Source organism: Streptomyces sp. NPDC060002 (assembly GCF_042737245.1).
Taxonomy (GTDB): domain Bacteria; phylum Actinomycetota; class Actinomycetes; order Streptomycetales; family Streptomycetaceae; genus Streptomyces.
Genome location: NZ_JBHWUW010000017.1, coordinates 92,907 through 117,292, shown reverse-complemented (window position 1 = coordinate 117,292; position 24,386 = coordinate 92,907). Strand labels below are relative to the sequence as shown.

Genomic DNA, 24,386 nt, shown 5'->3' with positions numbered 1-24,386 from the left:
CGTGACTTCCATGGTGTACCCGAGAGCCTTCTCAGGCAAACCCACGCGCCGACCTTACGCCGAATGAGCTGCCCCTATGCTCTTGGTTGTGGAAAACCACTCCTTGCCCCGCACAGCGGCCTTCTTTGACCTGGACAAGACGGTCATTGCGAAGTCGAGCACGCTCACCTTCAGCAAGTCCTTCTACCAAGGCGGTCTGATCAACCGCAGGGCTGCCCTGCGGACCGCATACGCCCAGTTCGTCTTCCTCGTGGGCGGTATGGACCACGACCAGATGGAGCGGACCCGCGAGTACCTGTCCGCCCTCGTGCGCGGCTGGAACGTCCAACAGGTGAAGGAGATCGTGGCCGAGACCCTTCACGACCTGATCGACCCGCTGATCTACGACGAGGCGGCCTCGCTGATCGAGGAGCACCACACGGCCGGCCGTGACGTCGTGATCGTGTCCACGTCGGGCGCCGAGGTGGTCGAGCCGATCGGCGAGCTGCTCGGCGCGGACCGCGTGGTCGCCACCCGCATGGTCGTGGGCGAGGACGGCTGTTTCACCGGCGAGGTGGAGTACTACGCCTACGGCCCCACGAAGGCGGAGGCGGTCAAGGAACTGGCCGAGTCCGAGGGGTACGACCTCTCGCGCTGTTACGCGTACAGCGACTCGGCGACCGATCTGCCGATGCTGAAGGCGGTCGGGCACCCGCACGCCGTGAACCCGGACCGGGCGCTGCGGCGCGAGGCCGTCGCGCGCGGGTGGCCGATTCTCGACTTCCATCGGCCGGTGCGCCTCAAGCAGCGGATTCCCTCGTTCTCCGTACCGCCCCGCCCCGCGCTCGTCGCGGCCGCGGCGATAGGAGCGGCGGCGGCCACCGCGGGCCTCGTCTGGTACGCGAGCCGGCGCCGGGCGGCGACCGTCTGAAAGGGCACCCGCGCGCGGGACGGTTTGCCACCCTTCAGAGCCGCCCGTTTGAAACCCGTTTGGGAGCAGAAGCAAAGAACTGGTGCCAGCACTTCCGCTTGTCCGGGTCCAGGAGTACAAAGGACTTAACGGCCCGCGAGACCAAGGACATCCGAGAGGATCACCTTAATAACGCATTTGGCCCCACGGACCGCGCATGACCACTGGGCACCCACGCGACGTCGACCCGTCGAATACGGGCCAGCCGCACCAGGTCACGGGCAAAGTTCCCGGCCTGATGGGCAATATATCGAGGACGCTTGGTAACCGGGTGAGCATGCCAGCGGCGGTACGAGGACTCGTACCGCCGCAACCCTTTGTGAGGCCCCCGCGAGGGGGCCTTTCCCGTACCCGGGCCTCACGCGCGCGTGAGGCTCACGCCGCCCCGCGCTGAAGCGCTTCGCACACCGCCGTCGACTCGCGGGCGCCCAGCTCGACCGCCCTGCCGCAGTGTGCGATCCAGGCCGCCATGCCGTCCGGGGTACCGGAGGCATAGCCGTCCAGGGCCGCCAGATAGGCCGCCCGCCCCAGCTCGGCGTGCCCCACCTCGGCCGGGCAGACCGACTTGGGGTCGAGGCCGCTGCCGATCAGCACGATGCGCTCGGCGGCCCGTGCGACCAGGCCGTTGTGGGAAGTGAACGGACGCAGGGCCAGCAGCTCGCCATGGACGACGGAGGCCGTCACCAGGGCGGGCGCGGAGCCTCCCGCGATGATCAGCTCGGACAGCCCCTCAAGACGGCCGGCCACCTCGGCGGCGCCCGGCAGCGGCAGCTCGATCAGCGGCTCGTCGACCGCCTCACCGGCCTGTCGCGGACGTCCGACCTCGTCGTCGCCGGTCGCCGCGGCCACCAGATGCAGCCGCGCCAGCACCCGCAGCGGCGACTGTCGCCAGATGGACAGCAACTGACCCGCCTCGGCGGACAGCCGCAGAGCCGCACCCATGACGCGCGCCTCGCCGTCGACGCCGAAGTCGGTGCGCCGACGCACCTCTTCCAGCGCCCAGTCCGCACCGGACAGGGCCGCCGAGCCGCGGGCGCCGCGCAGTGCGGCCTCGGAAGTGATCTCGGTGCTGCGGCGGCGCATGACGCGGTGTCCGTAGACCCGGTCCACGGCCTTGCGCATGGTCTCCACGGACTCGGCCACACCGGGCAGGGAGCCCAGGGCCGCGAGCGGATCGGCGGACGCGCCTGTCGTACTCATGAGTACGACACTACGCAACCGGCACGCGCGCCCCACGAAGGAGTGGTCTTCTTCACGCCCGTCCGCCACGCACAGCTACCACCGCACTACCCTTTGTGAACATGAAAATTGCTTTCGTGGGAAAGGGTGGCAGCGGCAAGACCACGCTGTCCTCCCTGTTCATCCGCCACCTCGTCGCCGACGGCGGACCTGTGATCGCGTTCGACGCGGACATCAACCAGCACCTGGGGCCCGCTCTCGGCCTCGACGAGGCGGAGGCCGCCGGGCTGCCGGCGATGGGCGACCGGCTGCCGTTGATCAAGGACTACCTGCGCGGCTCCAACCCCCGCGTCGCCTCCGCCGAGACGATGATCAAGACGACACCGCCAGGCGAGGGCTCCCGGCTGCTGCGGGTGCGCGAGGACAACCCGGTGTACGACGCCTGCGCCCGGCCGGTGGAACTCGACGGCGGCGCCGCCCGTTTGATGGTCACGGGCCTCTTCACGGACGCCGACCTGGGGGTCTCCTGCTACCACTCCAAGACGGGAGCGGTGGAACTGTGCCTGAACCACCTGGTCGACGGCGCCGACGAGTACGTCGTGGTCGACATGACCGCGGGCTCGGACTCCTTCGCCTCCGGCATGTTCACCCGCTTCGACATCACGTTCCTCGTCGCCGAGCCGACCCGGAAGGGGGTCTCCGTCTATCGCCAGTACAAAGAGTACGCCCGAGACTTCGGCGTCGAGCTGAAGGTCGTCGGCAACAAGGTGCAGGGACAGGACGACGTCGACTTCCTGCGCGCCGAGGTCGGGGACGACCTGCTCGTGACGGTCGGCCACTCGGACTGGGTGCGCGCCATGGAGAAGGGCCGCCCGCCCCGGTTCGAGCTCCTGGAGGACACCAACCGCCAGGCCCTGCGCCTGCTCCGGACGACCGTCGACTCGGCGTACGAAAGGCGCGACTGGGAGCGCTACACCCGGCAGATGGTGCACTTCCACCTGAAGAACGCCGAGTCCTGGGGCAATGAACGGACCGGGGTCGACCTGGCCGCGCAGGTCGACCCCGGGTTCGTCCTCGGCGAAAGCCTCACGGCCTCCGTATGACTGTGACAGTGCCTATGTGACGGCTCCTACGTGACCGTTCATATCGGTGACGGGTCCCGTCGGTGGCACCCCTGGCTGTGGCGCCGACCGGGCCGGGCGCCTACTGCCTGACCGCCGGGGCCCCGGGCACGCCCTTCGGGGCCGGGGCGGGGCTGCCGGACAGGAAGGACGCCCAGCCGCGCTTCGGGGACTCGCCGACCTCCAGCGTGTGCAGCTTGGCCAGGGCCTTCGGGTCCTGGGCGTCCAGCCAGTCGGCGAGCTGCCGGAAGGACACGCAGCGCACGTCCGGCTTGTTGCAGACGTTCTCGACGACCTCCTCGACGGCGCGCATGTACGTGCCGCCGTTCCAGGACTCGAAGTGGTTGCCGATGATCAGCGGTGCGCGGTTGCCGTAGTAGGCCCGGTCGAAGCCCTTGAGCAGACCGTCACGCATCTGGTGGCCCCAGAACTCGCGCTTGTCGGGGTCGCCCTGAGTGGCGGTGCCGGACTGGTTGACCATGAAGTTGTAGTCCATGGTGAGCTGCTCGTAGGAGTGCCCGGGGAAGGGCACGAGCTGCATCGACAGGTCCCACAGGCCTTGCTTCTTGCCGGGCCACACCTGGTTGTTGACGCCGCTGGTGTCGTAGCGGAAGCCCAGCTCGCGGGCGGCCTTCATGAAGTTCTTCTGGCCCTCGAGGCAGGGGGTGCGGGCGCCGATGAGTTCCTTGTCGTAGTCGAAGGGCAGCGGGGCCGCGTTCTTCATGCCGGTGTTGGTCTTCCAGGTCGTCACGAACTGCTTGGCCTGGTCGATCTCCTCCTTCCACTCCTCGACCGACCACTCGCCGACGCCACCGTTCTTCCCGCAGAAGTGGCCGTTGAAGTGGGTGCCGATCTCGTTGCCCTCCAGCCACGCCAGGCGCAGCTGCTTCACGGTGTCGGCGATGCCCTGTTCGTCGTTGAAGCCGATGTCGGAACGGCCCGGCGAGTGCTGCGGCGGCCGGTACAGGTCCGCCTTCTCCTCCGGCAGCATGTACACGCCGCTGAGGAAGTACGTCATCGTCGCGTTGTTGGCCTTGGACACCTGGCGGAAGTGGGAGAAGAGCTTCTGGCTGTCCTCGCCTGCGCCGTCCCAGGAGAAGACCACGAACTGCGGCGGCTTCTGGCCCGGCTTCAGCCGTTCGGGGCGGGGCAGGTGGGGCTGCGCTCCGGTGTACGCGGTGGAGCCGTCGCCGATCAGGCGGACGACACTCTTGGGGGCCGGAACCGGCTTGGCCTTCTGCGGGCCCGGCACTCCCTGCTCGGAACCGTGGGAGCCCCCGGCTCCCGTCGCGCAACCGGCGAGCGATGCGGCGACAGCCGCGGCGGCCACTGCGCCCGCGGCGATCCTCTGGGTGGCGGCCATCTTCCGCCCACCTTCTTCCTTCTCTCGGCCAACGCCGACGAGGGCGTTCTCTGGTGACGCGCCGGGACGAGCCGGCAGCGCCGTCAAGGTCGCATGGAGTCGAGAAGGAATTAATACGACAAGCCGACAAAAAGGCCACTTCACTCTCAGGGGTGATTAACTGCCCCATTTGCCGCAAAAATACAGGCTTGGCCTTTACTCTGCATTACGATCTGTTTACCGAGCGTTGATTTTTCATCCCGCCACTGCACGCCGTGACCCACGGCCGCGACCGCCCCCGCCCCAACCGGGGGACCACATGTTCCGCGACCGCGCTGCCCCGGAGGAGACGGGAACCATGTCCGCCTGTGCCCCCACCCGCACCGACCACTCGACGCGCACCGAGCGCATCCACCAACCCCACTGCCACCCACCGGCCCCGCACCGCCGCTTCCGCATCGCGGGCGCCGACGTGTCCGCCTCGATCGCGGTCTTCCTGATCGCCCTGCCCCTGTCCCTCGGCATCGCCCTCGCCACCGGCGCACCCCTCCAGGCAGGCCTCGTCGCCGCCGCCGTGGGCGGAATCGTCGCCGGATGGATCGGCGGTGCGCCACTCCAGGTCAGCGGCCCCGCAGCCGGCCTGACCGTGGTCACCGCCGACCTCATCCAGCGGTACGGCTGGCGGACGACATGCGCCATCACCGTCCTGGCCGGACTCGCCCAGCTGGGACTCGGCTGCCTGCGCGTGGCGCGCACCGCCCTCGCCGTCAGCCCCGCCATCGTGCACGGCATGCTCGCCGGCATCGGCGTCACCATCGCCGTCGCCCAACTGCACGTCGTCCTCGGCGGCACTCCCCAGAGTTCGGTCCTCGACAATCTCCGCGCTCTGCCCGCCCAGTTGGCCGGGCTACAGCCTGCGGCCGTGGCCATGAGCGCGCTGACCCTGACCCTGCTGCTGCTCTGGCCGCGTATCCCCGGCCGGGTGGGCCGCCTGGTGCAGAGAGTCCCCGCCCCCCTCGTCGCCGTCACCGGTGCCACCACCACCGCCGCACTCTCGGGCCTCACCCTGCCCAAGGTGGACCTGCCCTCCTGGAGCAGTCACGCGCTGGCCGGGCTGCCCGAGGGACCGGTGCTCGGGCTCCTGGCCGCCGTCCTCACCACCACTTTGGTGTGCAGCGTGCAGTCGCTGCTCGGCGCGGTCGCCGTGGACAAGCTGATCGCCTCGCGTCCTGGCCTGCTCAGCGACCGCTCCGCCCGTGTCGGCCGCTCCGACCTGGACCGCGAGCTGCTGGGCCAGGGCGCGGCCAACATCGTCTCCGGAGCACTCGGCGGGCTGCCGGTGGCGGGCGTGGCCGTGCGCAGTTCGGCAAATGTCCGAGCCGGTGCCGTGAGCCGGAACTCCACGATGCTGCACGGCGTTCTCGTAGTAGTCGCCGCGCTGCTGATGGTCCCGATCCTGGATCTCATCCCGCTCGCCTCACTCGCCGCCCTGGTGATGGCCGTCGGCATCCAGATGGTGTCCCTGCACCACATTCGCACGGTGACCCGCCACCGTGAGGTGCTGGTGTACGCCGTCACCACCCTCGGTGTGGTGTTCCTCGGCGTCCTGGAGGGCGTGACGCTCGGCATCGCCGTGGCCGTGGCCGTCGCCCTGCACCGCCTCGCCCGCACCCGTATCACGCACCACGAGCAGGAAGGAGTCCATCACGTACACGTCAGGGGCCAGTTGACGTTCCTCGCCGTGCCGAGACTGAGCCGCATCCTGCATCTCGTCCCTCAAGCCACCCATGCCGTCGTCGAGTTGGACGGCTCCTTCATGGACCACGCGGCATACGAGGCCCTGCAGGACTGGCAGAAGACTCACACCGCCCAGGGTGGCTCCGTAGAGCTGACCGGCCGCCGCTCCGGCACGGGGCTCGACACCGGAACCGACGTCGAGGTGGACGCCGAGGCAGGCGTCGGCTCCCACAGCAGCATGAGCACCGGCATCGCCGTCGGGGACGGTGACTCGACCGCTCCCCCGGCTCTCGATCCCGCTCGCGCCGGCGAAGTCCCGATCGCCGACTGCCGCTGCCGTCCGTGGACGCCGTGGCGCAACCACCAGTGCGAAGTCCCTAGGGAAACGACACAGACACCACAGACATCAACGACACCGACATCGACGCCACTGACAGCACAGCCGGCGGAGGCGACCGATGCAGCCTGCCCGGCGGAGGCGGCAGGGTCGCCCGGGACAGCCCAGGGGAGGGAGACGACACAGTCCACGGAGACAGCGAAGCTCGGCGAGCCGGGGCAGCCGGGACGGTCGGAGCAGGAAGGGCGGCCGGGGAAGCTCGTCGAGCCGGGTGGGCATCAACTGGTGCGTGGTATCAGCGCGTTCCAGCGCAACACCGCACCCCTGGTGCGCGGCGAGCTGGCGCGGCTGGCGCGCGAGGGCCAGCGGCCCACCCAGCTCTTCCTCACCTGCGCCGACTCCCGACTGGTCACTTCGATGATCACCTCCAGTGGTCCGGGCGACCTGTTCGTGGTGCGCAACGTCGGCAACCTCGTGCCGCCGCCCGGCGAGGAGCGCGGGGACGACTCGGTGGCGGCCGCGATCGAGTACGCGGTGGATGTGCTGAAGGTGCGGTCCATCACGGTGTGCGGACACTCCGGCTGCGGTGCCATGCAGGCGCTGCTCGACGCCGAACCGGGCGGTGTGCGGACCCCGTTGCAGCGGTGGCTGCGACACGGTGTGCCGAGCCTGCAGCGGATGGCCGACGACGACCGTCCACGCGCCCGACTGGCCGGGCGGGCACCGGTGGACGCGGTCGAGCAGCTCTGCCTGACCAACGTGGTCCAGCAGTTGGAGCACCTACGGGCCCACGAGTCGGTGGCCCGGTCCCTGCGGAGCGGGGCGCTGGATCTGCACGGGCTGTACTTCCACGTGGGCGAGGCGCAGACGTACCTGCTCACCGAGGCGGCCGAGGGCGACGGCGAGCTGTTCGGTCACGTGGGAGAGGTGGACATGCCGGCCTGAACCGGCGCGGCGCCTCCCCGTCGTCTCGCGGCGCGGGGCGGAGATGTGAAAGGCGTTACACCGGCTGAACTCCTTCCGCTCCGTGTCCGTGGGTACGGATGACCCCTGGGCCGGTCCAGGGGATGGCCTCTGGCCACCGGAAACAGGGTCGAGAAGCGGCGACCCCTACAGGTCTAAACCAATTTCTGGTCGGCCCTTGTCACCGCGCCCTGGGTCTGATGAGCTGTGGCCTGGGACACAACGGACACGGACACCCTTCGAGAGGGAGATGTCGTGAGCAACGAATCCTTGGCCAACCTGCTGCGTGAAGAGCGCAGGTTCGCGCCGCCCGCCGATCTGGCGGCCGACGCCAACGTCACGGCGGAGGCGTACGAGCAGGCCAAGGCTGACAGGCTCGGCTTCTGGGCCGAGCAGGCCCGTCGGCTGGCCTGGGCCAAGGAGCCGACCGAGACGCTGGACTGGTCGAACCCGCCGTTCGCCAAGTGGTTCAAGGACGGCGAACTCAACGTCGCCTACAACTGCGTCGACCGGCACGTGGAGGCCGGGCACGGCGACCGGGTCGCCATCCACTTCGAGGGCGAGCCCGGGGACAGCCGCGCCCTCACCTACGCCGAGCTCAAGGACGAGGTGTCGAAGGCCGCCAACGCGCTGCTGGAGCTGGGAGTCCGGAAGGGCGACCGGGTCGCCGTCTACATGCCGATGATCCCCGAGACCGCGGTCGCGATGCTGGCCTGCGCCCGGATCGGCGCCGCGCACTCGGTCGTCTTCGGCGGCTTCTCGGCGGACGCGCTGGCCACCCGCATCCAGGACGCGGACGCCAAGGTCGTCATCACGTCCGACGGCGGATACCGGCGCGGCAAGCCGTCCGCGCTGAAGCCGGCCGTCGACGACGCGGCCGACCGCGCCGGCAACGTCGAGCATGTGCTCGTCGTCCGGCGCACGGGCCAGGACGTCGCCTGGAACGGCGAGCGTGACGTGTGGTGGCACGAGATCGTCGAGCGTCAGTCGGCCGAGCACACGCCCGAGGCGTTCGAGGCCGAGCACCCGCTGTTCATCCTCTACACCTCCGGCACCACGGGTAAGCCCAAGGGCATCCTGCACACCTCCGGCGGCTACCTCACGCAGACCGCGTACACGCACCACGCGGTCTTCGACCTCAAGCCGGAGACCGACGTCTACTGGTGCACCGCCGACGTCGGCTGGGTCACCGGACACTCGTACATCGTCTACGGGCCGCTGGCCAACGGCGCGACGCAGGTCATGTACGAGGGCACGCCCGACACCCCCCACCAGGGCCGCTTCTGGGAGATCGTGCAGAAGTACGGGGTGACGATCCTGTACACGGCGCCGACCGCCATCCGTACGTTCATGAAGTGGGGCGACGACATCCCCGCGAAGTTCGATCTCAGCAGCCTGCGGGTGCTCGGCTCGGTCGGTGAGCCGATCAACCCCGAGGCGTGGATCTGGTACCGCAAGCACATCGGCGGCGACCGGACGCCCATCGTCGACACCTGGTGGCAGACCGAGACCGGCGCGATGATGATCTCGCCGCTGCCGGGCGTCACCGAGACCAAGCCCGGTTCGGCACAGCGTCCGCTGCCCGGCATCTCCGCCACCGTCGTCGACGACGAGGCGAACGAGGTGCCCGACGGCGGCGGTGGCTACCTGGTCCTCACCGAGCCGTGGCCGTCGATGCTGCGCACGATCTGGGGCGACGACCAGCGGTTCCTCGACACGTACTGGGCACGCTTCGAGGGCAGGTACTTCGCCGGGGACGGGGCGAAGAAGGACGACGACGGCGACATCTGGCTCCTCGGGCGCGTCGACGACGTGATGCTCGTGTCGGGCCACAACATCTCCACCACGGAAGTCGAGTCGGCGCTCGTGTCGCACCCGGCCGTCGCCGAGGCGGCCGTCGTCGGCGCGGCGGACGAGACCACCGGGCAGGCCATCGTCGCCTTCGTCATCCTGCGGGGCACGGCGAACGCCGAGGACGAGAAGCTCGTCTCCGACCTGCGCAACCATGTCGGCACTACGCTCGGCCCGATCGCCAAGCCGAAGCAGATCCACCCGGTCACGGAGCTGCCCAAGACCCGCTCCGGCAAGATCATGCGCCGTCTGCTGCGCGACATCGCCGAGAAGCGTGAACTCGGAGACGTCACGACCCTGACCGACTCCTCGGTCATGGATCTCATCCAGGCGAAGCTGCCGGCCGCGCCCAGCGAGGACTGAGCAGGCCGGGGAAGGGCACCCGGCGACGACCGCGCCGGGTGCCCTTTTCCCACCTAACGTGGAGATCACCGGATCCTCCTTGCGTACTTTAGGTAAGCTAAAGAAACTAGGTGCGCCGGGAAGTCTGGTCGGCATGTGTTCCGTGCTGCCCACCGACCGGAGGCCCCCACCGTGTCCGCGCCCCGCAACACCACCCCCCGCAAGGCCTTCGGACGTCTGTCCCTCCCCGAGCGCAACTTCGTCGCGGAGGCGCTGCGCACCGAGACCGTCGGCGGTGTGCTGCTGCTCGTCGCCGCCGTGGCCGCGCTGGTCTGGGCGAACGCACCCGGGCTGCACGACAGCTACGAGAGCGTCAGCCACTTCCACCTCGGCCCCGAAGCCCTCGGACTGAACCTCTCCGTCGCGCACTGGGCGGCCGACGGCCTGCTCGCGATCTTCTTCTTCGTCGCCGGCATCGAACTCAAGCGAGAACTCGTCGCCGGTGACCTCAAGGACCCCAGAGCCGCCGCGCTCCCCGTGGCGGCCGCGCTGTGCGGGATGGCCGTACCCGCGCTCGTCTACACGCTCACCAACCTCAGCGGCGGTGGCTCGCTGAGCGGTTGGGCGGTCCCCACGGCCACCGACATCGCGTTCGCGCTCGCCGTGCTCGCCGTCATCGGCACGTCCCTGCCGAGCGCGCTGCGCGCCTTCCTGCTCACCCTCGCGGTCGTCGACGACCTGTTCGCGATCCTGATCATCGCGGTCTTCTTCACGAGCACCATCGACCTCGTGGCGCTGGGCGGCGCGGCCGTCGGCCTCCTCGTGTTCTGGCTGCTGCTGCGCAAGGGCGTGACCGGCTGGTACGTCTACGTCCCCCTCGCGCTCGTCATCTGGGCGTTGATGTACAACAGCGGCGTGCACGCCACGATCGCCGGGGTCGCGATGGGCCTGATGCTGCGCTGCACGACGCGCGAGGGCGAGGAGCGCTCCCCCGGCGAGCGGATCGAGCACCTCGTGCGGCCCCTCTCCGCCGGCCTCGCGGTACCGCTGTTCGCCCTGTTCAGCGCCGGTGTGGCCATCTCGGGCAACGCGCTCGGGGATGTGTTCGGCAAGCCGGAGACCCTGGGCGTCGTCCTCGGTCTCGTCGTCGGCAAGACGGTCGGCATCTTCGGCGGGACCTGGCTGACCGCCCGCTTCACCCGCGCCTCGCTGAGCGATGACCTCGCCTGGGCGGACGTCTTCGCCGTCGCGTCCCTCGCCGGCATCGGCTTCACCGTGTCCCTGCTGATCGGGGAGCTCGCCTTCGAGGGCGACCCGGCGCTGACCGACGAGGTCAAGGCCGCCGTCCTGCTGGGCTCGCTGATCGCGGCGACCCTCGCGACGGTCCTGCTGAAGCTGCGCAACGCCGAGTACCGCCGGATGTGGGAGGCCGAAGAGCGCGACGACGACCTCGACGGCGTCCCGGACGTGTACGAGGAGGACGACCCGGCCCATCACCTGCGGATGGCGGAGATCTACGACGGCAAGGCCGCCGAGCACCGCCGCCGAGCCGAGGAGATCGCCCGCGAGAGCGGCCGGGAGGAGGCTCGGGGGGAGGCCGGCGAGGGGCCGACACGCGCCACGGGCCTGCCGAAGTGACGGGCGGGGCAGGCAAGGAGGGCGACCGTCCGGCATGATCTGACGGGACGGTACAAAAGAAGCCAGAACCAGCACAGCAGAAGAGGGAGAACGCGATGAGCGCACCCGACGGCAGCCCGGTCGGTGCCGAACGCAGCATCGGCCAGCTGTTCGCCTCGGCGACGACCGAATTGTCGGCGCTGGTGCACGACGAGATCGCGCTGGCGAAGGCGCAACTGAAGCAGGACGTCAAGCGCGGAGCGATGAGCGGTGGGGCGTTCTCGGTGGCCGGCGCGGTCCTGGTGTTCTCCCTTCCGATGCTCAACTTCGCGCTGGCGTACGGCATCCGGACCTGGAGCGACTGGAATCTCGCGATCTGCTTCCTGCTCTCCTTCGCGGCGAACGTGCTCATCGCGCTCGTCCTCGTCCTGATCGGCGTGGTCTTCGCGAAGAAGGCGCAGAAGGGCAAGGGGCCGCAGAAGGTCGCCGCGTCCATGAAGGAGTCAGCGGGCGTCCTCCAGAACGCCAAGCCGCACCCGCGGCCCGAGCTCCCGCAGGACCGGGTCCCGGAGGCCATCGAGGCTGTGGCACGCTCGTCGTCATGACGGACCCCGCCACTCCTCCGGCCCAGCCCGCTTCGGTCGTACGGCCGGACGCCGTCTGCGGCGTGCAGGTCACCCATCGCGAGGTCGCCGCGAACGGTGCCCGCTTCCACATCGCCGAGGTCGGCGACGGTCCGCTGGTCATGCTCGTCCACGGATTCCCGCAGTTCTGGTGGACGTGGCGGCACCAGCTGGTCGCACTGGCCGACGCGGGCTTCCGCGCCGTCGCGATGGACCTGCGGGGCGTGGGCGGCAGCGACCGTACGCCGCGCGGCTACGACCCGGCCAACCTCGCCCTCGACATCACCGGCGTGATCCGCTCCCTGGGCGAGCCGGACGCCGCGCTCGTCGGCCACGACCTGGGCGGCTACCTGGCGTGGACGGCGGCCGTGATGCGCCCCAAGCTCGTCCGGAGGCTCGCCGTCGCCTCGATGCCCCACCCCCGGCGCTGGCGCTCGGCGATGCTCGCCGACGTCCGGCAGACGACCGCGAGCTCCCACATCTGGGGGTTCCAGCGGCCGTGGATCCCCGAGCGGCACCTCACCGCCGACGACGGCGAACTGGTGGGCCGGCTGATCCGGGACTGGTCCGGGCCGCGGCTGCCGGAGGACGAGGCGGTGGAGGTCTACCAGCGCGCCATGTGCATCCCCTCCACCGCGCACTGCGCCGTCGAGCCGTACCGGTGGCTGGTGCGCTCGATGGCCCGGCCGGACGGCGTCCAGTTCTACCGGCGCATGAAGCGGCCCGTGCGCGTGCCCACGCTGCATCTGCACGGTTCCCTCGATCCGGTGATGCGCACCCGCAGCGCGGCCGGTTCCGGGGAGTACGTCGAAGCGCCGTACCGCTGGCGACTGTTCGACGGGCTCGGCCACTTCCCGCACGAGGAGGACCCGGTCGCGTTCTCCACCGAACTGGTCAACTGGCTGAAGGATCCCGAGCCCGATCGGTGACCGCCCCATCGCGCCCGGCACCCGGTCCTGAACGTCTGTACGACGAACAGCCAAATGCCCGGCGCATAGGCCAATTGGCCGCTCTGAGCGCGGTTATCGACCTTGGGGCAGGGGCAGACGTCGGTGTATGGGCTGGACGCACGACTACAGTGATGCAGCACGCAACCGCCGCTCGGCCAGTGGCCTGAGCCTCCACCGACGAGGTGCCGACCCGCAACTGCCGGGCTCCGACCTCCGAGTGGGCATTCCGCGCATCCTGCGCCGCCGGGCCCGCTGGGTCTCGGTCCGTCTGCGTCACCCTCGAGGCTGACCGGGCGAAGGATCTCCGAGGGGCCCTTGGCGGGGCCCCTCTGAGGACCCCTCAGAGGGATCTTTCCCAGGGCTTCTCAAAGGGCGCAGCTGTCGCTGTCCACCTGTTGGCCCGCGGTACGCCCCTGTGTGATGTCCTGCTCGATCTCGTCCGCGGTGAGGGCGTAGCCGGTTTCGGCGTCGTCGAGGGACTTCGCGAAGACCACGCCGTACACCTTGCCGTCGGGGGTGAGCAGCGGGCCTCCGGAGTTGCCCTGACGGACCGTCGTGAACAGCGAGTACACGTCGCGGCGCACGGTGGTGCGGTGGTAGATGTCGGGACCGTTGGCCGTGATGCGACCTCGCACACGCGCGGCACGGACGTCGTACGACCCGTTCTCCGGGAACCCGGCGATGATCGCGTCGTCGCTGCTCACCGCGTCCTTGGTGGTGAACTGCAGCACGGGCGCGTCGAGATCCGGTACGTCCAGGACGGCGATGTCGCGCTTCCAGTCGTACAGGACGACCCTGGCGTCGTACTTGCGGCCCTCGCCGCCTATCTGGACGGTGGGTTCGTCGACGCCGCCCACGACATGGGCGTTGGTCATGACGCGACGCTCACCGAAGACGAACCCGGTGCCTTCCAGGACCTTGCCACAGCTCTCCGCGGTGCCCATGACCTTGACGATGGAGCGCTGCGCGCGCTTGGCCACCACGCTGTTCGCCAGGGCCGGGTCGGGCGGCTGGACGTCGGTGATCGGCTCGTTGGAGAACGGGCTGAAGACCTGCGGGAAACCGTTCTGCGCCAGGACGGAGGAGAAGTCGGCGAACCAGGTGTCGGCCTGGTCGGGCAGCGCGTCGGACACGCCGTGCAGCACCTTGGAGCTACGGACCTCCTTGCCCAGCGTGGGCAGGGTGGTGCCGGCGAGGGCGGACCCGATCAGCCAGGCCACCAGCAGCATCGCCACGACGTTGACCAGTGCGCCGCCGGTCGCGTCCAGGGCGCGGGCCGGGGACCAGGTGATGTACCGGCGCAGCTTGTTGCCGAGGTGGGTGGTGAGGGCCTGGCCGATCGAGGCGCAGACGATCACGACGATGACCGCGACGACGGCGGCCGTGGTGCTCACCTCGGAGTTGTCGGTCAGCGCGTCCCAGATCACGGGGAGCAGGTAGACGGCGACGAGGCCGCCTCCCAGGAAACCGATCACCGACAGGATGCCGACGACGAAGCCCTGACGGTAGCCGACGACAGCGAACCAGACGGCCGCGACCAACAACAGGATGTCCAGCACGTTCACCGCTTCGCGCCTCGCCTCATCATTTCGCGGTCACCACAGGTCGGCCGGGGGTCCGACCCGCCGCGAAGCGGCGATGGGGCACAGCTTTCCCCGGGCGGACACAGCACGGTGGACACCCTGTCATGACCGCCAGTCGAGCGGGACCTGCTTCTCGCGGTCCCAGGGGTGCTCCCAGCCCGCGAAGTGCAGCAGACGGTCGATCACACCGGCCGTGAAACCCCACACAAGGGCGGATTCGACCAGAAATGCCGGGCCGCGGTGACCACTGGGGTGCACGGTCATGGCGCGGTTCTCCGCGTCCGTGAGATCCGCCACGGGAACGGTGAAGACGCGTGCCGTCTCCGCGGGATCGACGACGCCGACCGGGCTCGGCTCGCGCCACCAGCCCAGGACCGGGGTGACGACGAAGCCGCTGACCGGGATGTACAGCTTGGGCAGCACACCGAAGAGCTGGACGCCTGCCGGGTCGAGCCCGGTCTCCTCCTCGGCCTCGCGCAGGGCGGCCCGCAGCGGTCCGTCACCGTGCGGGTCGCCGTCCTGCGGATCCAGGGCGCCGCCCGGGAAGGAGGGCTGGCCGGCGTGGGAGCGCAGGGAGCTGGCGCGCTCCATGAGCAGCAGCTCGGGGCCGCGCTCGCCCTCGCCGAACAGGATCAGGACCGCCGACTGGCGCCCCGCGCCGTTCTCCGGCGGCAGGAAGCGGCTGAGCTGGAGCGGCTGGACCGTCTCCACGGCGTGCACCACCGGGTCCAGCCAGGCGGGCAAGCCCTCCTTGCTGAGCGTCACCGCACCGCCCTGCGTGTTGCTCGCGCGTGTCATCGCCACACCACCCCCCGTTCTGCCCTGTCCAACGCCCGGGAACCGACAGATCGTTCCGCGGGACGTCCCCCGATCGTGCGTGTCCTGCGGGTCGTACGTGCCGTGCGGGTCGTACGTGCCGCGGGTATGCGTACGGCGGGCTGCCCCGCGCCGGCCGTGCATCCGCCGGCCGCGCGTCCCGCATCGGCCGTCCGTCCCGCCTCGGCCCGTGCAGCCCGTGCGGCCCGGGCCGCCGTCAGCCCTTGCGTCATCCGGCCCCCAGCGGCGGGGCCGGCCTGCCGCCCGCGTCCAGGTAGGACTGGGGCGGGTTCAGGCGCTGGCCGGGGAAGCCGCCCTTCTCGTACTTCAGGAGCTTCTTCGCCTTCTCCGGGTCCGTCTCGCCCTCGCCGTACGCCGGGCAGAGCGGGGCGATGGGACAGGCGCCGCAGGCCGGCTTGCGGGCGTGGCAGATACGGCGGCCGTGGAAGATCACATGGTGCGAGAGCATCGTCCAGTCGCTCTTGGGGAAGAGCGCGCCGACGGCCGCCTCGATCTTGTCGGGCTCGGTCGCCTCGGTCCACCGCCAGCGCCGTACGAGCCGCTGGAAGTGCGTGTCCACGGTGATCCCGGGCCGGCCGAACGCGTTCCCCAGCACCACGAACGCGGTCTTGCGACCGACGCCGGGCAGCTTGACCAGGTCCTCGAGCCGGCCGGGGACCTCCCCGCCGAACTCCTCCACCAGGGCCTTGGAGAGACCCATCACCGACTTGGTCTTGGCCCGGAAGAAGCCGGTGGGGCGGAGGATCTCCTCGACCTCCTCCGGGTCGGCGGCGGCCAGATCCTCGGGGGTGGGGTACTTGGCGAAGAGGGCGGGCGTCGTCTGGTTCACCCGGAGGTCGGTGGTCTGGGCGGACAGGACCGTGGCGACCACCAGCTGGAAGGGGTTCTCGAAGTCCAACTCGGGGTGGGCATAGGGGTAGATCTCGGCGAGCTCGCGGTTGATGCGGCGGGCACGGCGGACAAGAGCGGTATGGGACTCGGGCTTCCTGGCAGCGGCACCCTTGCTCACGGGTCCCTTGTCCGCAGGGGCCTTGGTCGTACCGCGCCCGGCCGCGACCTTCTCGACGGCCGCTTTCCCGCTGTCGGCCGCTTTCCCGCTGTCGGCCGCTTTCTTCGCAGGCATCTCGTTTGTCACCTTTGCCGTTTTGCTACCACCGCCGGAGTCCTGTTCGCCCACAGCGGAAACGCGACGTACAACCACCCGCCCAGCCCCCTTGGCCTGTGCTCTCACCGGCGTTTTGGACACTCGGTCAGCCTAAAGCCCGGCACCGACATCCGCCCCGGACCCTGAAGATCGGCCCCCAATTGGACCCCTGCCGCTTACCTCGGGACACGTGTGCGGCATCCTTGTGACAGATCACACTGTTTGGACCGTCCAGCAAAACGGGGAACACGGTCCCCTGGTAAGCGGGGGAGCAAGATCCCCTGAGCAGGTCGACAAGGAGAGAACTCGTGGACGACGTTCTGCGGCGCAACCCGCTCTTCGCGGCACTCGACGACGAGCAGGCCGCGGAACTGCGCGCCTCCATGAGCGAGGTGACCCTGGCCCGTGGCGACTCCCTCTTCCACGAGGGCGACCCGGGGGACCGGCTCTATGTCGTCACCGAAGGCAAGGTCAAGCTTCACCGCACATCCCCGGACGGCCGGGAGAACATGCTTGCGGTGGTGGGTCCCAGCGAGCTCATCGGAGAGCTTTCGCTCTTCGACCCGGGCCCGCGCACGGCGACGGCCACCGCCCTCACCGAGGTCAAGCTCCTCGGCCTCGGTCACGGCGACCTCCAGCCCTGGCTGAACGCCCGGCCCGAGGTGGCCACCGCACTGCTGCGCGCCGTCGCCCGGCGCCTGCGCAAGACCAACGACGCCATGTCCGACCTGGTCTTCTCGGACGTCCCCGGCCGGGTGGCCCGCGCCCTGCTGGACCTCTCGCGCCGTTTCGGCGTGCAGTCCGAAGAGGGCATCCACGTCGTCCACGACCTGACGCAGGAGGAGCTGGCCCAGCTCGTCGGCGCGTCGCGCGAGACCGTGAACAAGGCGCTGGCGGACTTCGCCCAGCGCGGGTGGCTGCGCCTGGAGGCGCGGGCGGTCATCCTGCTGGACGTGGAGCGGCTGGCCAAGCGGTCGCGCTAGCCGCCGGCCGTTGTCCGAGGGGCGACGCCGGTCGGTGTGACCGTCCCTGGGGGCCACCGCCCCCAGGCCCCCGCCGTCGGCCCTGAACGGGCCTCGTCCTCGAACGACGGACGGGCCGTTCCGCGCCCCCGCGCCCCCCGCGCCCCCTGCGCCCCCTGCGCCCCTGCGCCCCTGCGCCCCTGCGCCCCGAAAACGGTCTGCCGGACCGCTCTCGGGGCAGCACAGTGACCCCATGGCAGAAACGCTTCCCTCCCAAGGCCTCGGCTCCCAAGGCCTCGGCTCCCGAACTCTTGCCTCCCGAGGTCTTGCCTCCCGAGGTCTCGACTCCGGAGGACACATCGCCCGCGAAGGCTCCTTCGCGCGCGTGGCGGATGCTTTCCGGCCGGTCGTCGTGGCGGCTCGGGAGCGGATTCCGGGCGTCTTCGGAGCCCGGCTGCACAGCGCGTACCTCTACGGGTCGATTCCGCGCGGCACCGCGCGCGTGGGCCGCAGCGATCTGGACCTTCTGGTGGTCCTGCGCGAGGAACCGACCGACGCGGACCGGGCCGACGGCCGTGCGCTCGACGAGGCCCTCGACAAGGAGTTCCCGCAGATCGACGGCGGCGGCACTCTGCTGGTCGGCCACGCGCGCGTGCTGAGCGACCTGGAGAGGCACGACCTGGGGTGGTTCCTGGCGTGCCTGTGCACTCCGCTGCTCGGCGAGGACCTCGCCGAGCGCCTCCCCCGTTACCGCCCGGACTCCCTGCTCGCACGCGAGACCAACGGCGACCTCGCCCTGCTCCTGCCGCGCTGGCGCGATCGCATCGCCTCGGCGGGCGACTCCGAGGAGGCCCGGCGGCCTCTCGTCCGGTTCATGTCCCGCCGCCTCGTACGCACCGCGTTCACACTCGTCATGCCCCGCTGGAACGGCTGGACGAGCGACCTGCACGAGATGGCGGAGGCCTTCGGCGCCTACTACCCGCAGCGTGCGGAGCAGCTACGGGCGGCGGCCGTCCTCGGGTACGAGCCGAGCGGCGACCGCGCCGTCCTGTCGTCCTACGTCGACGATCTCGGGCCCTGGCTCGCCGAGGAGTACGCGCGCGTGCACGGCGTGAAGGCCGACAGGCCGGAGGAGCCCTAAGCCAGGCCCTGGATGAGCCCGTGCTCCTTCAGGTACTCCAGCTGCGCCCGCACGGACAGCTCCGCCGCCGGCCACAGGGAGCGGTCGACGTCGGCGTACACATGGGCGACGACCTCGGCGGGGGTGCGGTAGCCGTCCTCTACGGCCGTCTCGACCTGGGCGAGGCGATGGGCGCGGTGGGCGAGGTAGAACTCCACCACGCCCTGTGCGTCCTCCAGGACCGGTCCGTGGCCCGGCAGGACGGTGTGGACGCCGTCGTCGACCGTGAGGGACCTGAGCCGCCGCAGGGAGTCCAGGTAGTCGCCCAGGCGGCCGTCGGGATGCGCGACGACGGTCGTGCCACGGCCGAGGACCGTGTCGCCGGTCAGCACGGCCCGGTCGGCCGGGAGGTGGAAGCACAGGGAGTCGGCGGTGTGGCCGGGCGTCGGAACGACCCGCAGTTCCAGCCCGCCCACCGTGATCACGTTCCCGGCGGCCAGGCCCTCCTCGCCCAGCCGCAGCGCCGGGTCCAGGGCCCGCACCTTCGTGCCGGTCAGCCCGGCGAAGCGGACGGCGCCCTCGGCGTGGTCGGGGTGGCCGTGCGTCAGCAGGGTCAGGGCGACGCGCTTGCCGGCCCGCTCGGCCGTGTCGACGACCGCGCGCAGATGTCCGTCGTCCAGCGGGCCCGGGTCGATGACGACCGCCAGGTCGGAACCGGGCTCGGAGACGATCCAGGTGTTCGTGCCGTCCAGGGTCATCGCGGACGCGTTCGGCGCGAGGACGTTGACCGCGCGCGGGGTGGCCGGGCCGGAGAGGACTCCGCCTCGCGGCTGGCCGGGGAGAGCGGCTGCGTCGGTCATGCGAAAGGGCCTTCCATAGGGCTGGACGGAACGTCACCTCGGCGGCCGAAGGACGGCACGGCGCATCGAGGTACTCCAGGGGGCGCGAGGGGCCCGGAAATGACCCGCTCTCCGCCACGCGGCCGGCTTCGAAGCTCGCTCGCGCGCGTCCGCCCACGGATGTCCGTCATGCGGGGCCCCCGCGCGCCGCCTCAGCCGCGCCGGTCACGCCGTCTACGCCGGTCGCCTCGATCGGGATGTGTTTGGTGAACTCGTCGTGTCCCGGCCACGACAGCACGACCTGGCTCTCCTCCAGGCGGGCCTCCGCCAGGACGGGCGTCAGGTCGCGGTCGGGTGCCGCGGCGAGCGCCTCGGCCGCCGTGCCGTACGGGACGAGCCGGCGCAGGGTCGCGATGGTGGGCGGCATCATCAGCAGCTCGCCCCTGTCGTACGAGGCCGCCGCGTCCGCCGGGCGGATCCACACCGTGCGGTCGGCCTCGGTGGAGGCGTTGCGGGTGCGCTGGCCCTCGGGAAGCGCGGCCACGAAGAACCAGGTGTCGTAGCGACGGGACTCGAACTCCGGGGTGATCCAACGCGTCCAGGCACCGAGGAGGTCGGAGCGCAGGACCAGACCACGGCGGTCGAGGAACTCGGCGAAGGACAGTTCACGGGCGGCCACCGCGGCCCGGTCGGCCTCCCAGTCGGCGCCCGTGGTGTCACCGACGACGGAGTCGGACGTCGGCCCCGCGAGCAGGACGCCTGCCTCCTCGTAGGTCTCCCGTACGGCCGCGCAGACGATCGCCTGGGCCGCCGTCTCGTCGACGCCCAGCCGCTCGGCCCACCACGCGCGCGTGGGGCCCGCCCAGCGGACGTGACGGTCGTCGTCGCGTGGGTCGACGCCGCCGCCGGGATAGGCGTACGCGCCCCCGGCGAAGGCCATGGAGGCGCGTCTGCGCAGCATGTGGACGACAGGGCCGCCGTCGGTGTCCTTCAGGAGCATGACGGTGGCCGCGCGCTTCGGGACGACCGGAGTGAGGGTGCCGTCCGCCAGCGCGCGGATGCGTTCCGGCCAGTCCTGGGGGAACCACTGCCCATTCGCCATGGGCGCGAGGCTATCCCGTGGTGCGCGAATGTTCGAGAGGCCCCCGAGGTCGGAGCGCGTTCACGGGGCGCCTGCGGGGACACCTCCGGGATTGCCGGCGTGGCACCCGGGAGAAGCGCCGGGAGAGGCGTCCGCGAGGCGCCTACGGAGTGAAGGCACCTGCGGGGGCGGAGGCCGCCTACGGGACGAGCTCCACCTGGATCTCGACCTCCACGGGCGCGTCCAGCGGCAGCACCGCGACGCCCACCGCGCTGCGCGCGTGCACGCCCTTGTCACCGAGGACCTCGCCCAGCAGTTCGCTCGCGCCGTTGAGGACGGCGGGCTGGCCGGTGAAGTCCGAGGCCGACGCCACGAAGCCGACGACCTTCACCACGCGCGCGATGCGGTCCAGATCGCCCGCGACCGACTTGACGGCGGCCAGGGCGTTCAGCGCGCAGGTGCGGGCCAGCTCCTTGGCCTCCTCCGGGGTGACCTCGGCGCCGACCTTGCCGGTGATCGGCAGCTTGCCGTCCACCATGGGCAGCTGGCCGGCCGTGTACACGTACGGGCCGGACCGCACGGCCGGCTGGTAGGCCGCGAGGGGCGGCACGACCGCCGGCAGGGTCAGCCCCAGCTCGGCGAGCCTCGCCTCGACCGCGCTCACGCCCTCGCCCGCTTCAGGTAGGCGACGAGCTGCTCCGGGTTGTTCGGCCCGGGCACGACCTGGACGAGCTCCCAGCCGTCCTCGCCCCAGGTGTCCAGAATCTGCTTCGTTGCGTGGACGAGCAGCGGCACGGTTGCGTATTCCCACTTGGTCATGGGGCCGACTGTATCCGCTGTCGCCCGAGGGCCCGTTCCACAGGCCATGTGGCCGATATCGACCCCTCTTGTCCACAGCCTCCCGATTGCCTCGGGCGCCGAATGGTTACGCTCGAAGACGTGAGCAGGCTCCAGGTCGTCAGTGGCAAGGGCGGGACCGGCAAGACGACGGTCGCCGCGGCCCTCGCGCTGGCCCTCGCCACGGCAGGGAAGCGGACGCTTCTCGTCGAGGTGGAGGGCCGGCAGGGCATCGCACAGCTCTTCGAGACACAGGCGTTGCCCTATGAGGAACGCAAGATCGCCGTCGCCTCGGGGGGTGGTGAGGTGTACGCGCTGGCCATCGATCCCGAACTGGCCCTTCTGGACTACCTCCAGATGTTCTACAAACTGGGAGGCGCCGGACGGGCCCTGAAGAAGCTCGGCGCCATCGACTTCGCCACCACCATCGCGCCCGGCCTGAGGGACGTGCTCCTCACCGGCAAGGCGTGCGAGGCGGTACGGCGCAAGGACAAGAACGGGCGGTTCGTGTACGACTACGTCGTCATGGACGCCCCGCCCACGGGACGCGTCACCCGCTTCCTGAACGTCAACGACGAGGTCGCCGGGCTGGCCAGGATCGGCCCGATACACAATCAGGCACAGGCCGTGATGCGGGTGCTGAAGTCCTCGGAGACGGCCGTGCACCTGGTGACGCTGCTCGAGGAGATGCCCGTCCAGGAGACCGCCGACGGAATCGCCGAGCTGCGGGCGGCCAAGCTGCCGGTGGGGCGGGTCATCGTCAACATGGTGCGGCCCGAGGTACTGGACGAGGACGGGCTGGAACTCGTACGGAACATGACTCGTTCTTCTGTCGCCCGGTCGTTGTCCGCCGCCGGGCTCGGCGGGGCGCGGCGCGGGGGCCATGCCGAGCGGCTGGTGGATCCGCTCCTTCAGCAGGCCGAGGAGTACGCCGAGCGGTACGCGCTGGAGCACGAGCAGCGCGCGGTCCTCGGCGAGCTCGATCTGCCGCTGCACGAACTGCCGTTGCTCGCCGAGGGCATGGACCTCGCGGGCCTGTACCAGCTCGCCAACGAACTGCGGAAGCAGGGGATCGCATGAGTCCGGACCAGGCTCACGACCAGGGAAGCACCCGGCGCCGTCTCTCCCCCGCGCCCGTGCTGGACCTCGATCCGCTGCTCGACGACCGGGCGACCCGCATCGTGGTGTGCTGCGGCTCCGGCGGCGTCGGCAAGACGACCACGGCGGCGGCGCTGGGGCTCAGGGCGGCCGAGCGGGGCCGCAAGGTGGTGGTCCTCACCATCGACCCGGCCCGCCGGCTCGCCCAGTCCATGGGCATCGACTCCCTGGACAACACCCCGCGCCGCGTCAAAGGCGTCGACGGGGACGGCGAACTGCACGCCATGATGCTCGACATGAAGCGCACCTTCGACGAGATCGTCGAGGCGCACGCGGACGGCGACCGGGCGGCCGCGATCCTGGGCAACCCGTTCTACCAGTCGCTCTCGGCGGGCTTCGCGGGCACGCAGGAGTACATGGCGATGGAGAAGCTGGGGCAGCTGCGCGCGCGGGACGAGTGGGACCTGATCATCGTCGACACCCCGCCGTCCCGCTCGGCACTGGACTTCCTGGACGCGCCGAAGCGGCTCGGGTCGTTCCTGGACGGCAAGCTGATCCGCGTCCTGCTCGCGCCCGCCAAGGTCGGCGGCCGCGCGGGGATGAAGTTCCTGAACGTCGGGATGTCGATGATGACCGGCGCGCTCGGCAAGCTGCTGGGCGGACAACTGCTGAAGGACGTACAGACCTTCGTCGCGGCCATGGATTCGATGTTCGGCGGCTTCCGCACGCGCGCGGACGCCACGTACAAGCTGCTCCAGGCGCCCGGCACGGCGTTCCTGGTGGTGGCGGCTCCCGAGCGGGACGCGCTGCGGGAGGCCGCGTACTTCGTGGAGCGGCTGGCCGCCGAGGACATGCCGCTGGCCGGCTTGGTGCTGAACCGCGTGCACGGCAGCGGCGCCGCCCAGCTGTCCGCCGAGCGGGCGCTCGCCGCTGCGGAGAACCTCGACCTCGTCCATGCCCGCGCTGCGGAAAATCTTGAAGAGTCCCGCATTGTGGATCAGGACGGCGGGAAAGCTGGTCTTCGTAACTCTCCCGACACGTACGGCAGTTCAGAATCTCCCGCAACCGATCCGGAGCGCGACGCCCCCACCGGCGCGAACCGGCCCACCGCCACCGACACGGACCGGACAGCGAGCGCCGACGCGAACATCGACGCCGACGCGGACCGGACCGTGGACGACCTCACCGCAGGCCTGCTGAGGCTGCACGCGGAACGCATGCACCTGCTCTCCCGCGAGCAGCGCACGCGTGACCGCTTCACCGCGCTGCACCCCGAGGTGGCGGTGTCCGAAGTGGCCGCGCTGCCCGGCGATGTGCATGACCTCACGGGACTGCGGGACATCGGGAACCGGCTCGCGGCCAACCGGCCGGAGCTGCCCGAGGCTGCCGACGCCTGAGCCGAGGGTTCCCCTCAGCCCACCGCCGCGTAGTTCTCGTAGATCTCGTCGTCGTCGAGCGGCAGGATGCCGGCCCCACGCTCGTACTCCGAACGCGCCGTCTCCAGGAGGCGGCGCCAGGAGGTCACAGTCGGACGCCTGCGCAGCAGTGCGCGGCGCTCGCGCTCGGTCATGCCTCCCCACACGCCGAACTCGACGCGGTTGTCGAGCGCGTCGGCCAGGCATTCGGTGCGTACCGGACATCCGGTGCACACCGCCTTGGCCCTGTTCTGCGCTGCTCCCTGAACGAACAGTTCATCCGGATCGGTAGTGCGGCAGGCGGCCTGCGCACTCCAGTCGGTTACCCAGCCCATACCGGCGCCGTCCTCTCCCGAATCGAGGCTCCCCCACGGCGGCAGCGGCATATTCACCGCCGCCAGTTGAGGACGTTACGGAAGGTGGGCACAGCGCAACACCCCCTTCGGGCCCAATCTTGAA

General features: G+C 70.5%; 22 protein-coding genes. 12 read left to right on the top strand and 10 right to left on the bottom strand.

The genetic code is table 11. From position 1 onward, the window contains the following. The first annotated feature begins 76 nt into the window (after positions 1–76). A complete protein-coding gene (locus ACFWBD_RS17800; protein WP_385667511.1) occupies positions 77–910 on the top strand; it encodes an HAD family hydrolase in 834 nt (277 codons plus the stop codon). Positions 911–1,324: 414 nt separating this feature from the next. On the opposite strand, the gene ACFWBD_RS17795 is transcribed toward ACFWBD_RS17800, so the two are convergent. Further along, entirely contained in the window at positions 1,325–2,149 is an 825-nt protein-coding gene (locus tag ACFWBD_RS17795) for an oxidoreductase (protein WP_385667510.1), read from the bottom strand. A 101-nt stretch (positions 2,150–2,250) separates the two neighbouring features. Between ACFWBD_RS17795 and ACFWBD_RS17790 the strand changes: the two genes are divergently transcribed. Further along, a complete protein-coding gene (locus ACFWBD_RS17790; RefSeq protein ID WP_385667509.1) occupies positions 2,251–3,231 on the top strand; it encodes an ATP-binding protein in 981 nt (326 codons plus the stop codon). A 100-nt stretch (positions 3,232–3,331) separates the two neighbouring features. On the opposite strand, the gene ACFWBD_RS17785 is transcribed toward ACFWBD_RS17790, so the two are convergent. Beyond that, positions 3,332–4,612: a hypothetical protein gene (locus ACFWBD_RS17785; RefSeq protein ID WP_385667508.1), complete on the bottom strand. Its 1,281-nt coding sequence runs from the start codon at positions 4,610–4,612 to the stop codon at positions 3,332–3,334. A gap of 337 nt (positions 4,613–4,949) precedes the next feature. On the opposite strand from ACFWBD_RS17785, the gene ACFWBD_RS17780 reads away from it, so the two are divergent. The 6 genes from ACFWBD_RS17780 to ACFWBD_RS17755 all read left to right on the top strand — a co-directional run bounded on the left by ACFWBD_RS17780 (position 4,950) and on the right by ACFWBD_RS17755 (position 13,300). Then, a complete protein-coding gene (locus ACFWBD_RS17780; protein ID WP_385667507.1) occupies positions 4,950–7,610 on the top strand; it encodes a SulP family inorganic anion transporter in 2,661 nt (886 codons plus the stop codon). A 273-nt stretch (positions 7,611–7,883) separates the two neighbouring features. Next, complete coding sequence (acs, locus tag ACFWBD_RS17775; RefSeq protein WP_385667506.1) at positions 7,884–9,842, top strand: acetate--CoA ligase; 1,959 nt, start codon at positions 7,884–7,886, stop codon at positions 9,840–9,842. Positions 9,843–10,013: 171 nt separating this feature from the next. Further along, complete coding sequence (nhaA, locus tag ACFWBD_RS17770) at positions 10,014–11,459, top strand: Na+/H+ antiporter NhaA (protein WP_385667505.1); 1,446 nt, start codon at positions 10,014–10,016, stop codon at positions 11,457–11,459. A 95-nt stretch (positions 11,460–11,554) separates the two neighbouring features. After that, complete coding sequence (locus ACFWBD_RS17765) at positions 11,555–12,043, top strand: phage holin family protein (RefSeq protein ID WP_385667504.1); 489 nt, start codon at positions 11,555–11,557, stop codon at positions 12,041–12,043. Beyond that, positions 12,040–12,990 carry an alpha/beta fold hydrolase gene (locus tag ACFWBD_RS17760; RefSeq protein WP_385667503.1) on the top strand — a complete coding sequence of 317 codons (951 nt, stop codon included), beginning with the start codon at positions 12,040–12,042 and terminating at the stop codon, positions 12,988–12,990. The genes ACFWBD_RS17765 and ACFWBD_RS17760 overlap by 4 nt, the downstream gene beginning before the upstream one ends. Positions 12,991–13,117: 127 nt before the next feature. Then, positions 13,118–13,300, top strand: a complete 183-nt coding sequence (locus ACFWBD_RS17755) for a hypothetical protein (protein WP_351764771.1) — start codon at positions 13,118–13,120, stop codon at positions 13,298–13,300. A gap of 76 nt (positions 13,301–13,376) precedes the next feature. Here the strand turns inward: ACFWBD_RS17755 and ACFWBD_RS17750 are convergent, their stop codons facing one another. The 3 genes from ACFWBD_RS17750 to nth form a co-directional block, all read right to left on the bottom strand. Beyond that, entirely contained in the window at positions 13,377–14,576 is a 1,200-nt protein-coding gene (locus ACFWBD_RS17750; RefSeq protein WP_385667502.1) for a MarP family serine protease, read from the bottom strand. A 120-nt stretch (positions 14,577–14,696) separates the two neighbouring features. Next, positions 14,697–15,392: a CoA pyrophosphatase gene (locus ACFWBD_RS17745; RefSeq protein WP_351764769.1), complete on the bottom strand. Its 696-nt coding sequence runs from the start codon at positions 15,390–15,392 to the stop codon at positions 14,697–14,699. A gap of 247 nt (positions 15,393–15,639) precedes the next feature. Next, the gene (gene nth / locus ACFWBD_RS17740) at positions 15,640–16,554 is read right to left on the bottom strand and encodes an endonuclease III (RefSeq protein WP_385667501.1); all 915 of its coding nucleotides are present in this window, start codon (positions 16,552–16,554) and stop codon (positions 15,640–15,642) included. A gap of 329 nt (positions 16,555–16,883) precedes the next feature. On the opposite strand from nth, the gene ACFWBD_RS17735 reads away from it, so the two are divergent. Continuing rightward, complete coding sequence (locus tag ACFWBD_RS17735; protein WP_020129286.1) at positions 16,884–17,558, top strand: Crp/Fnr family transcriptional regulator; 675 nt, start codon at positions 16,884–16,886, stop codon at positions 17,556–17,558. A gap of 364 nt (positions 17,559–17,922) precedes the next feature. After that, complete coding sequence (locus tag ACFWBD_RS17730; protein WP_385667500.1) at positions 17,923–18,678, top strand: nucleotidyltransferase domain-containing protein; 756 nt, start codon at positions 17,923–17,925, stop codon at positions 18,676–18,678. On the opposite strand, the gene ACFWBD_RS17725 is transcribed toward ACFWBD_RS17730, so the two are convergent. The 4 genes from ACFWBD_RS17725 to ACFWBD_RS17710 form a co-directional block, all read right to left on the bottom strand. Further along, positions 18,675–19,517: an MBL fold metallo-hydrolase gene (locus tag ACFWBD_RS17725; RefSeq protein WP_385667499.1), complete on the bottom strand. Its 843-nt coding sequence runs from the start codon at positions 19,515–19,517 to the stop codon at positions 18,675–18,677. The two genes, ACFWBD_RS17730 and ACFWBD_RS17725, sit on opposite strands and share 4 nt — an antisense overlap. A gap of 166 nt (positions 19,518–19,683) precedes the next feature. After that, positions 19,684–20,598 (bottom strand): NUDIX hydrolase, encoded by a 915-nt coding sequence (locus ACFWBD_RS17720; RefSeq protein WP_385667498.1) that lies wholly within the window; start codon positions 20,596–20,598, stop codon positions 19,684–19,686. A 178-nt stretch (positions 20,599–20,776) separates the two neighbouring features. Then, on the bottom strand, positions 20,777–21,241 hold the full coding sequence (locus tag ACFWBD_RS17715) for a RidA family protein (RefSeq protein WP_385667497.1): 465 nt from the start codon (positions 21,239–21,241) through the stop codon (positions 20,777–20,779). After that, a complete protein-coding gene (locus tag ACFWBD_RS17710; protein ID WP_319299652.1) occupies positions 21,238–21,396 on the bottom strand; it encodes a DUF4177 domain-containing protein in 159 nt (52 codons plus the stop codon). The genes ACFWBD_RS17715 and ACFWBD_RS17710 overlap by 4 nt, the downstream gene beginning before the upstream one ends. Positions 21,397–21,516: 120 nt before the next feature. On the opposite strand from ACFWBD_RS17710, the gene ACFWBD_RS17705 reads away from it, so the two are divergent. Next, positions 21,517–22,494: an ArsA-related P-loop ATPase gene (locus tag ACFWBD_RS17705; RefSeq protein ID WP_385667496.1), complete on the top strand. Its 978-nt coding sequence runs from the start codon at positions 21,517–21,519 to the stop codon at positions 22,492–22,494. Then, positions 22,491–23,909, top strand: a complete 1,419-nt coding sequence (locus ACFWBD_RS17700) for an ArsA family ATPase (protein WP_385667495.1) — start codon at positions 22,491–22,493, stop codon at positions 23,907–23,909. The genes ACFWBD_RS17705 and ACFWBD_RS17700 overlap by 4 nt, the downstream gene beginning before the upstream one ends. A 14-nt stretch (positions 23,910–23,923) precedes the next feature. On the opposite strand, the gene wblA is transcribed toward ACFWBD_RS17700, so the two are convergent. Continuing rightward, positions 23,924–24,262 (bottom strand): transcriptional regulator WblA, encoded by a 339-nt coding sequence (wblA, locus tag ACFWBD_RS17695; RefSeq protein WP_020129278.1) that lies wholly within the window; start codon positions 24,260–24,262, stop codon positions 23,924–23,926. Positions 24,263–24,386: the final 124 nt, after the last annotated feature.